This window comes from Thiocapsa rosea, from assembly GCF_003634315.1.
In the GTDB taxonomy this organism is placed as follows: Bacteria; Pseudomonadota; Gammaproteobacteria; order Chromatiales; family Chromatiaceae; genus Thiocapsa; species Thiocapsa rosea.
The window spans coordinates 526,589-537,500 of the sequence record NZ_RBXL01000001.1; the positions used below are offsets into that span (position 1 = coordinate 526,589).

Below are 10,912 nucleotides of genomic sequence, written 5' to 3' on the forward strand. Positions count from 1 at the left end.
TCACCCCGACCCAAAACACTCATCCGACACTACGGAGTGACACAACCCATGACTCCTGGCAAACGAGCGGAATACTGGAGCGCGAATCTGCGTCTCCTGGCGATTCTGCTGACGATCTGGTTCATTGTCTCCTTTGGCTTCGGGATACTATTGGTCGAGCCATTGAACACCATCATGCTCGGCGGCTACCCGCTCGGCTTCTGGTTCGCTCAACAGGGATCCATCTACATCTTCGTAGCGCTGATCTTCATCTATGCCGTCTCGATGAACAAGCTCGACAATAAGTTCGACGTCGGCGAGGATTCGGGAAGCGGCACACCCTACCAATCCGGCAGCGACGGCATCCAGCCCGAGCACGTTCACGCGCAACCGAGCAAGGCCGCGCAGTACTGGAGCGAGAATCTGCGTCTCCTCGCAATCCTGTTGACGATCTGGTTCGTGGTGTCCTTCGGCTTCGGCATCCTGCTCGTGGAGCCGTTGAATGCCATCATGCTCGGCGGCTATCCGCTCGGTTTCTGGTTTGCACAACAGGGATCCATCTACATCTTTGTCGTCTTGATCTTCGTCTATGCGACAGCGATGAACCGTCTGGACAAAAAATACGACTTCGGCGAGGAATAGAGGCGCAACACTATGTCAGCACTTGAACTTTGGACTTACAGCATTGTCGGCGTGACCTTCGCGCTCTACATCGGGATCGCCGTTTGGGCCCGCGCAAAGACCACAGGAGACTTCTACGTCGCGGGCGGCGGCGTTCACCCGGTCGCCAACGGCATGGCGACGGCCGCAGACTGGATGTCGGCTGCGTCCTTCATTTCCATGGCCGGCATGATCGCCTTCGGCGGCTACGGCGGATCGGTCTTTCTCATGGGGTGGACAGGCGGCTACGTACTGCTCGCACTTCTCCTGGCCCCGTATCTGCGCAAGTTCGGCAAGTTCACGGTCCCGGAGTTCATCGGTGACCGCTATTACTCGCAAACCGCGCGCGTCGTGGCCGTCATCTGCTTGATCCTGGCGTCGGTCACCTATGTTATCGGGCAGATGACGGGTATCGGTGTGGCCTTCTCCCGGTTCCTCGGCGTGACCTACGAGATGGGCATCCTGGCAGGCATGGGCATCGTCGCCATCTACGCCATCACCGGCGGCATGAAGGGCATCACCTATACCCAGATCGCGCAATACGTCGTACTGATCTTCGCCTACACGGTACCGGCGATCTTCATCTCCCTGAACCTGACCGGCAACCCGCTTCCCCAGCTTGGTCTGGGCGGCGAATATGCGCGCGACGGTGTGGCCAGCGGCATGTCCTTGCTTGCGAAGCTCGATGAAGTGGTGACCGACCTCGGCTTCAAAGAATACACCACGCAGGTGATGGGCAGCTCGTTGAACATGTTTGTCTATACCCTGTCGCTCATGATCGGTACGGCCGGCCTTCCGCACGTCATCATCCGCTTCTTCACGGTCCCGAAGGTGCGTGACGCACGCTTCTCGGCCGGCTGGGCACTGGTCTTCATCGCAATCCTCTACACCACGGCACCGGCCGTCGGTGCCATGGCCCGCCTGAACCTGATGGATACCATCCAAATCGGTCCGGTCGGCAGCGAGACGGGGAACCTGGTCTACGACGATCGTCCGGACTGGTTCAAGCGTTGGGAGACCACCGGTCTGCTCAAGTGGGAAGACAAGAACGACGACGGCCGCATCCAGTACTACAACGATCAGAATCCGGAGTTCGCCGCGAAGGCCGAGGAGTTCGGCTGGAAGGGCAACGAGATGGTCACGGTCAACAACGACATCATGGTGTTGGCCAACCCCGAGATCGCGAATTTGCCCGCTTGGGTCATCGCCTTGGTCGTTGCCGGCGGTCTCGCGGCGGCACTCTCGACGGCAGCCGGCTTGCTGCTTGCGATCTCCTCCTCGATCTCTCACGACCTTCTGAAGGGCGTCTTCATGCCGAAGATCTCGGAGAAGCGCGAACTCATGGCGGGGCGTCTGTCGATGATCGGCGCGATCATCCTGGCCGGATATCTGGGCATGAATCCACCGGGATTCGCGGCCGGAACCGTCGCCATCGCCTTCGGTCTCGCGGCCTCGTCGATCTTCCCCGCGCTGATGTTGGGTATTTTCGCCAAACGGATGAACTCGCTGGGCGCCGTCGCCGGCATGATCGGCGGCGTGACCATCACCTTGCTGTATGTGTTCCAGCACAAGGGCATCCTGTTTATACCGGGCACGAGTTTCCTGATGCCCGATTTGGGCATGGGTGCGAACTGGTTCTTCGGAATCACGCCCGAGGCGTTCGGTGCGATCGGCGCGGCGTTCAATTTCCTCATCGCTGCAGTGGTCTTCAAGTTTGCGGCACCGCCTCCGGAGCACATCCAGCACCTCGTCGAGGACGTGCGTATTCCGCGTGGCTCGGGAGTGGCCACCGGCCACTAATCGAGGACCGAGGTGCAGGCACTCGAAGCGCGATCACCGCCTGCGCCTGATCACATGCCCCGAGGCAAGACCTCGGGGCATCCTCAAGAGGTTTTCAGCCCCGCTTCGGCGGGGTTTTTTACTCGGACTGCGCCTGCCGAGCCGGGCCAAGCCGCTCAGCCAGAACCAGGGTACCTCGCCATGAACATCGAGCTGATCGAGATCCGAGACTTCCTGGCCAGTCACCCGCCGTTCGCTCAACTGCCGCAAGAGACGCTCGAACGCCTTCCACAGCGCCTGTCGGTGCGCTACTTTCGCCGCGGCACACCCTTCCCGCCGGAAAACGCCGATCCACCCTGCGTCTATCTTCTGCGCCGCGGTGCAGTGGAGCTGCGTGACGCCAACGGAGAGCTGGTCGGCAAACTGGCCGAAGGCGATTTGTGCGACATGATCTGTCGGCCCACACCCGAAGGCGGTCGATTTTTCGGCAACACCTCGGAAGACACCCTCGTCTACGCCCTGCCCTGCGCCGAGTTGGCGGATCTGCGTGAGCGACACGCCGCATTCGCGGAGCATTTCGACCAATCCATTTCCAGTCGACTGCGCAAGGCGCTCGACATCATCGTGGACGCGCCGGCCGCCGGCACCGGTCTGATGACGGTGCAGATCGGCAACATGATCAACCGCACGCCGATCGTTGCGAACCCGGAGACGAGCATCCGCGAGGCCGCGCAGGTGATGTCCGAGCACCGCGTCTCGTCGCTTCTGATCATGGAAGGGGATCGGCTCGCCGGCATGATCACCGACCGCGATCTGCGTAGCCGCTGCGTCGCCGTCGGTCTGTCGACCGACCGCCCGGTCCGCGAGATCATGACCGAGAAGCTGCAAACCGCGCAGATCGACACGCTGGGTTTCCAGGCCCTGATCACCATGACACGCCTGAATGTGCATCACCTGCCGGTGCTGGATGGTGCGCGTGTCGCCGGGCTGATCTCGACGACCGATCTCACGCGCTTTCAAAGCGCCAACGCCGTCTATCTCGTCGGCGACATCCATCGCGCGACGTCGATCGAGACACTGGTTCAGATCAGCTCCAAGATCCCCGAGCTTCAGGTCCACCTCATCAACGGGGGGGCGACCGCGAACCACGTCGGTCAGGCCATCAGCGCCATCACCGACGCCATTACGCAGCGCCTGATCGTGCTGGCGGAGGCGGATCTCGGCAGCCCGCCCGTGCCCTACGCGTGGATCGTCGGGGGCTCGCAGGCACGCCGCGAGCAGTCCTCGCACTCCGACCAAGACAACGCCCTGTTGATCGCGGACCACGCCAAACCGGACGACGACGCCTACTTCGCCGCACTCGCCAAGATCGTGAACGATGGTCTCGATGCCTGCGGTTTCGTTTACTGCCCTGGCGATGTCATGGCCTCGAACCCCAAATGGCGTCAGCCCTTGCGGATCTGGCACAAATACTTCGTCAATTGGATCCTCAAGCCGGAGCCCATGTCCCTGATGCTGGCCAACGTCTTTTTCGACCTGCGCGCGGTGCATGACCCGGACAATCTCTTCGCCGATCTGCAGGAGCGGGTCCTGGAGCGCTGCAAGGCCAATCGGATCTTCGTCGCCTACATGGTCGCGAACGCGCTCAAGTATCGGCCGCCGCTGGGCTTCTTCAGAAATATCGTGCTCATTCAAGGCGGCGACCACGACCATACCTTCGATATTAAGCACAAGGGCATCGTGCCTGTCGTCGACCTGGCGCGGATCTACGCGCTCTCGGGCGGACTGCCCGAGACCAACACCATCGAGCGCCTGAGCGCCGCCGCGGAGCATGGAACCTTGAGCAAAGACGGAGCCGCAAACCTGACCGACGCCATCGAGCTGATCGGAACGCTGCGGATGCGTCATCAGGCCAATCAGCTCGGGCACGGGAAGAAGGCGGATAATTTTTTGTCGCCGGACGAGCTCTCTCCGCTGGAGCGCGGACATCTGAAAGACGCCTTTCTCCTGATCAACACCATGCAGGAGTCCCTCGGACAGCGTTACCAAGCCGGCCGCTTCGCCTAGGCCCTGACCATGTCGCGACTGCTTGACTGGCGCCGCCGCTGGCACCTGCGCCGAACCCCGCCGGGGCCCTTGCGCTCCTACCTGGAGCATCCGTTTCCGCTGGCGAAAGCAGACTATCGAGAGGTGGAATATCTTGCCATCGATCTGGAAACGACGGGGTTGGACATCGCCAACGACCTGATCCTGAGCGTCGGCTATGTCGGGGTCCGAGGCGTCTCCATCGACCTGTCGAGCGCCCGCCATCGGGTGGTGCGGATCGATCGCTCCATCCCCGAGGCGACGGCGATCATCCATCAGATCACGGACGACGAGTCCGCAGAAGGCAACGAGCTTGCCGACGTCCTCGAGGAGCTTCTCGAGGTACTGGCGGGTAAGGTGATGATTGCCCATCACGCGCGCATCGAGCGCGGCTTCCTGAGCAACGCCTGCAAGCGACTGTGGCAGCGAAGACTCTTGATGCCGGTCGTGGATACCCAAGCCCTGGCCTATCGAACGTTCGAGCGTCGACAGACCCCGTTCAAGGCGTCCGATCTGCGCCTGCATGCGCTCGGGGATCGCTACAACCTGCCCCGTTACAGCGCGCACAACGCGCTGAGCGACGCACTGGCCTCGGCCGAGCTCTTCCTCGCCCAGGCCGCCTATCGAGACAACGGCGACGGACTGCCTCTGCGGGATTTCCTGTGCTGAGACCGGGCGCCGCGATGCAACCCCGGCATCTCCCGGCTGGCTGCGCCCTATCGGAGCGTTTACTATTAGGCGTTCGCGTCCGCCGGTAACCGAGAAGGTGTGCCGCGGGCCCGCACAGATCACTCCACCAAGTCGAGGAGACAACAACCATGTCGGAAGAGAAGGTCTACCAGGTTCCTGCAGCCATCGCCGCGAAGGCCCACGTCAACGCGGAGCAGTATGCCGCCATGTACAAGCGGTCCATCGACGACCCGCAGGGCTTCTGGGCCGAACAGGCGGAGACGTTCCTGACGTGGTCCAAGCCGTGGGACACGGTCATGGACTACAGCTTCCAGGCCGACGACCTGCACATCAAGTGGTTCCAAGGCGGCAAACTCAACGTCTCCTATAACTGCTTGGATCGGCATCTGGCCACCCGCGGCGATCAGGTCGCCATCATCTGGGAAGGCGACAATCCCGAGGAAGACCGCAAGATCACCTATCGCGAGCTGCACACCGAGGTCTGCAAACTGGCGAACGTGTTCAAAGCGCGCGGCGTCAAGAAGGGCGATCGGGTCTGCATCTATCTGCCGATGATCGCCGAGGCGGCGGTCGCCATGCTGGCCTGTACCCGCATTGGTGCGGTGCATTCGATCGTGTTCGGCGGCTTCTCGCCCGACTCGCTGCGCGATCGTGTCCTCGACTCCGAGTGCAAGCTGGTCATCACCTCCGACGAAAGCGTGCGCGGCGGACGCCACATCCCGCTGAAGAAGAACGCCGATACGGCGATGCTGGAATGCCCGAATGTCGAGACCGTAGTCGTGGTGCGGCGCACCGGCGGCAAGGTCGAGTGGACCGAGGGTCGCGACATTTGGTACGACGAGGCGATCGCCGGCGCGTCCGCCGAGTGCGAGCCCGAGGAGATGGACGCCGAGGATCCGCTCTTCATCCTCTATACCTCCGGCTCCACCGGCAAGCCCAAGGGTGTGCAGCACACCACCGGCGGCTACCTGGTCTATGCGGCCATGACCCACAAGTACACCTTCGACTATCAGGAAGGCGAGGTCTACTGGTGTACCGCCGACGTCGGCTGGGTCACCGGTCACACCTATATCGTCTATGGTCCGCTGGCCAACGGCGCCACCTCGCTGATGTTCGAGGGCATCCCGAACTACCCGGACATGTCGCGTTTCTGGGAGGTCATCGATAAGCACAACGTCGCCATCTTCTATACTGCGCCCACCGCCATCCGCTCGCTGATGCGCGCCGGCGAGGAGCCGGTCAAAAAGACCTCGCGCAAGTCGCTGCGCATCCTCGGCTCGGTCGGCGAGCCCATCAACCCGGAAGCCTGGGAGTGGTACTACCGCATCGTCGGCGACGAGCGCTGCCCGATCGTCGACACCTGGTGGCAGACCGAAACCGGCGGTCATCTCATCACCCCGCTGCCGGGCGCAACCGCGCTCAAGCCAGGCTCGGCCACACGCCCCTTCTTCGGCGTGGTCCCGGCGCTGGTCGACCCGGCTGAAGGCACCCTGATCGAAGGGCCGGGTGAAGGCGCGCTGGTGCTCTCGCGTCCTTGGCCGGCGATGATGCGCACCCTCTACGGGGATCATGCGCGCTTTGCCGACACCTATTTCCGGCAGTATCCGGGCTATTACTTCACGGGTGACGGCGCACGTCGCGATGCCGACGGCTACTACTGGATCACAGGTCGGATCGACGACGTTCTGAACGTCTCGGGTCATCGCCTGGGTACCGCGGAGATCGAGTCGGCGCTGGTGCTGCATCCGCACGTCGCCGAGGCGGCTGTCGTGGGTTACCCGCATGACCTCAAAGGCCAGGGCATCTATGCCTATGTCACCCCGATGGCCGGCGTCGAGCCGACCGACGAGCTGAAGAAGGAGCTGGTCGCCATGGTGCGCGGGGAGATCGGTCCGATCGCCATCGTCGACATCATCCAGTGGTCGCCCAGCCTGCCCAAGACCCGGTCGGGCAAGATCATGCGTCGGATTCTGCGCAAGATCGCAGCCAACGAGATCGACTCGCTCGGCGACACCTCCACGCTCGCCGATCCGACCGTGGTAAACGATCTGATCGAGAATCGCCTCAACAAGTAAAGGCGCGCGGTCGTCGCCTGTCGCGTGCGGCAGGGGCGATCGTCCAAGCAAAACGGTTCGCCGAACCGGACCGCACGACCCGCGGCCATCGCTCTCCTCACCAGCGGAAGCGATGGCCGTGTGGCTATGCACTGAATGTGAAATCACGGTCACTATGAGCTCGAGCTTCAGAGTCGGCGTCTTCGTCGATGCCGAGAATGTCCGCTACAACGGCGGTTTTCAGATGCGCTACGACGTGCTGCGACGCTTCGCCGCACGTGAAGGAGGTATCCTGCAACGCTTGAATACCTACATGGCCTTCGACGCCGAGCGGGCTCGCGAGGACATCGAATACAAGAAGAAGGCGCAGACCTACCAGCAGATGGTGCGGGACTTCGGTTGGAAGATCACCGTGAAGCTGGTCCGGCGCTATACTGACGAGAGCGGCAACGTCACCACCAAGGCCAACGCCGACCTCGACATGGCGGTCGATGCCATGCTGCAGGCCAACAAGCTCGATCAAGTGCTCTTGGTGACGGGCGACGGCGATTTTCTTCAGGTCGTCGAAGCGTTGCAGAACACCGGTTGCCGGGTCGAGCTGATGGGCTTCAAGAACGTCTCCCGTCAACTTCAGCAACAGGTCGACGCCTACTATTCCGGATTCCTGATCCCCGATTTGTTGCCCATCTCCTACGAGCCGCGCAACGAATGGGGCAAGCCTGGATCCTGCGTGCGCGGGGTCTGTACCAAATGGTTCGCGGACAAAGGCTACGGGTTTTTGAGGATCATGGACCGCATCTCGCCATCGCTGTGGGTGACCGATCCGCGAGAAGCGGATTCCCCGTACATCAGCGTCTTTTGCCATGTCAACGAGTTGGCCGATGACGTCACCGAGGACATGTTGATGAGCCGCGAGACGGTGCTTGAGTTTTATCTCAACGAAAGCGAGCAGAAGGACAACGGCCTGGTCGCGAGTAACGTCCGACTCGCCTTCTCAGTCAACCGCTGAGGTCCGACGACACGAGCCATGGCGACGGACCAGACAGCCAAGAATAAGCTCTCGGGACTCGCCCTGCGCTTGGTGCGCGACAACCTCATCACCGAGCGTGAAGCGATCGCCGCCTACGACGACGCGACGCGACGCCGCCAAGCCTTCGTGTCCTATCTCGTCGAGCAGAAGCTGCTCGATGGTCGGCAAATCGCCGTCGCGGCCTCGCACGAGTTCGGGGTACCGCTGCTCGATCTGCATGCGCTGGATTTGCTGAACCTCCCGGTCAACCTGGTCGACGAGCGACTGATACGCAAACACCGGGCGCTGCCGATCTTTCGCCGCGGCAACCGCCTCTTCCTGGCCTTGTCGGATCCGACCAACGACCAAGCGCTCGAAGAGATCCGCTTCAACACCGGCTTGGCGACCGACGCGGTGCTGGTTGAAGAGCACAAGCTCAAGGCCGCGATCGAGACCGCGATCGAAGCTCAGGACACGACCATGACCGAGCTCATGGACGCGGACCTGGAGAAGCTCGAGATCACCCCCGACGACGAGGATCTGCGCGAAGACGCAGACATCAACATCGACGACGCGCCGATCGTGCGGTACGTCAACAAGGTCTTGGTCGATGCCATCTCGGCGGGCGCCTCGGACATCCACTTCGAGCCCTACGAGAAGTTCTTTCGGGTGCGCTTCAGACAAGACGGCATGTTGCGCGAGGTGGCGAGCCCACCCATGAATATCGCCGGGCGTCTGGTTGCACGCCTGAAGGTCATGTCGCGGATGAATATCGCCGAGCGTCGCGTCCCTCAGGACGGACGCATCAAGCTCAAGGTCAGTCGGACGCGCGACATCGATTTCCGCGTCAATACCCTGCCGACCCTCTACGGTGAAAAGGTCGTGCTGCGGATCCTCGATTCCGCGTCGGCTCAGGTCGGCATCGAGGCACTGGGCTTCGAGCTCGAGCAACGCGAGGCCTTCCTGGAGGCCATCCATAAGCCCTACGGCATGATCCTGGTCACCGGACCGACCGGATCCGGCAAAACGGTGTCGCTCTACACCGCGCTCAATCTCCTGAATCAGCCGGACATCAATATCTCGACGGTCGAAGATCCGGTCGAGATCCAGGTTCCGGGAATCAATCAGGTCAGTATGAATCCCAAGACGGGCCTGACCTTCGCCGCCGCGCTTCGGGCGTTTCTGCGTCAGGACCCGGACATCGTCATGGTCGGCGAGATTCGCGATCTGGAGACCGCCGAGATCGCGGTCAAGGCCGCGCAGACCGGACATCTGGTGCTCTCCACGCTCCACACCAACGACGCCCCGCAATCGCTCACCCGTCTCGCCAACATGGGCGTGGCACCCTTTAATATCGCCTCCTCCGTCCTGCTCATCATGGCGCAACGTCTCGCCCGGCGCCTCTGCCCGCACTGCAAGGCGCCCGAGGACCTGCCTCGCGAGGTCCTGCGCCAAGAGGGCTTCAGCGAAGCGGACATCGAGGAGGGGATCATTGTCTTCGGTCCCGTGGGATGCGAGCGCTGCACCAAGGGCTACCGCGGTCGCGTCGGTATCTTTCAAGTGATGCCCGTGTCGGAGGCCATCCGTCGGTTGATCCTCGAGGGCGGCAACGCGATGCAGCTCGCCGAGCAGGCCCGCCGCGAAGGCGTTGCGGACCTGCGAGAATCCGGTCTGCGCAAGGTCAAAGAAGGGATGACGAGCCTCGAAGAGCTCAACCGAGTCACCAAGGAGTGACGAGAACGCTCATGGCAACCGCACTCAAGACGAAGCCGAAACCCAAACCGCAAGCCGATAAGGCTTACGTCTTCACCTGGGAAGGACGCGACCGGCGCGGAGCCAAGGTGACGGGCGAGACCCGCGCGCCCAGCATGACGATGGTGCGGGCGGATCTGCGACGGCAAGGTGTGAGCCCGACCAAGGTCAAGAAAAAGGCCCAGCCGCTCTTCAGCGGCAAAAAGAAGATCACCAGTACCGATCTCGCCATCTTCAGCCGGCAGCTCGCAACCATGATGTCCGCCGGCGTGCCCTTGGTGCAGGCGTTCGATATCGTCGGACGCGGCCACGAAAACCCGGCGATGCAGGACTTGATCCTGGGGATCAAGCAAGACATCGAGAGCGGCACCGCCATGGCGTTGGCGATGGGTAAATATCCGCTTTATTTCGACGACCTGGTCTGCAACCTGGTCGCTGCCGGCGAGCAGGCCGGCGTGCTGGACGTCTTGCTCGACAAGATCGCGACCTACAAGGAAAAGACCGAGTCGATCAAGGGCAAGATCAAGAAGGCCATGTTCTATCCGGTGGCGGTCATCGCGGTGGCCATCATCGTGAGCGCGGTTCTGCTCATCTTCGTCATCCCGCAGTTCAAGGATCTGTTCGCGAGCTTCGGTGCGGATCTGCCCGCCTTCACGCTCATGGTCATCGGCCTGTCCGACGCGCTGCAGAAATGGTGGTGGGCGATCCTCCTCGGACTCGGTGCAATCGGCTATGTCATCGGCAACACCTACAAACGCTCGCGCGCGTTCCGAGAGGCCATCGATCGCACCGCCCTGAAGATCCCGATCATCGGGCCGATCCTCAACAAGGCCGCGCTCGCGCGTTTCGCCCGCACCCTGTCCACCATGTTCGCGGCCGGCGTACCGCTGGTCGAGGCACTGGA

The 10,912-nt window shown here is 62.2% G+C and carries 8 protein-coding genes and 1 pseudogene (1 of these 9 only partly in view); all 9 read left to right on the forward strand.

From position 1 onward, the window contains the following. Positions 1-48 precede the first annotated feature (48 nt). Positions 49-303 (forward strand): annotated as a pseudogene (locus BDD21_RS28470) (DUF4212 domain-containing protein); the annotation flags it as partial. 39 nt (positions 304-342) lie between these two features. After that, the gene (locus BDD21_RS02290) at positions 343-621 is read left to right on the forward strand and encodes a DUF4212 domain-containing protein (protein ID WP_245969877.1); all 279 of its coding nucleotides are present in this window, start codon (positions 343-345) and stop codon (positions 619-621) included. A gap of 12 nt (positions 622-633) precedes the next feature. Further along, the gene (locus BDD21_RS02295) at positions 634-2,439 is read left to right on the forward strand and encodes a sodium:solute symporter family protein (protein ID WP_120795768.1); all 1,806 of its coding nucleotides are present in this window, start codon (positions 634-636) and stop codon (positions 2,437-2,439) included. Between the two features lie 180 nt (positions 2,440-2,619). Next, on the forward strand, positions 2,620-4,485 hold the full coding sequence (locus tag BDD21_RS02300; protein WP_120795769.1) for a putative nucleotidyltransferase substrate binding domain-containing protein: 1,866 nt from the start codon (positions 2,620-2,622) through the stop codon (positions 4,483-4,485). Positions 4,486-4,494: 9 nt separating this feature from the next. Then, on the forward strand, positions 4,495-5,172 hold the full coding sequence (locus BDD21_RS02305) for an exonuclease domain-containing protein (protein ID WP_120795770.1): 678 nt from the start codon (positions 4,495-4,497) through the stop codon (positions 5,170-5,172). 149 nt (positions 5,173-5,321) lie between these two features. Then, complete coding sequence (gene acs, locus BDD21_RS02310) at positions 5,322-7,268, forward strand: acetate--CoA ligase (protein ID WP_120795771.1); 1,947 nt, start codon at positions 5,322-5,324, stop codon at positions 7,266-7,268. A gap of 154 nt (positions 7,269-7,422) precedes the next feature. Next, entirely contained in the window at positions 7,423-8,256 is an 834-nt protein-coding gene (locus tag BDD21_RS02315; RefSeq protein ID WP_120795772.1) for an NYN domain-containing protein, read from the forward strand. An 18-nt stretch (positions 8,257-8,274) separates the two neighbouring features. Beyond that, on the forward strand, positions 8,275-9,990 hold the full coding sequence (gene pilB, locus BDD21_RS02320; protein ID WP_120795773.1) for a type IV-A pilus assembly ATPase PilB: 1,716 nt from the start codon (positions 8,275-8,277) through the stop codon (positions 9,988-9,990). 11 nt (positions 9,991-10,001) lie between these two features. Then, on the forward strand, positions 10,002-10,912 hold the 5' portion of the coding sequence (locus tag BDD21_RS02325) for a type II secretion system F family protein (RefSeq protein ID WP_120795774.1). Its footprint extends 337 nt past the window's final position; only the first 911 of its 1,248 coding nucleotides appear in the window; the start codon lies at positions 10,002-10,004; its stop codon lies off the right edge, out of view.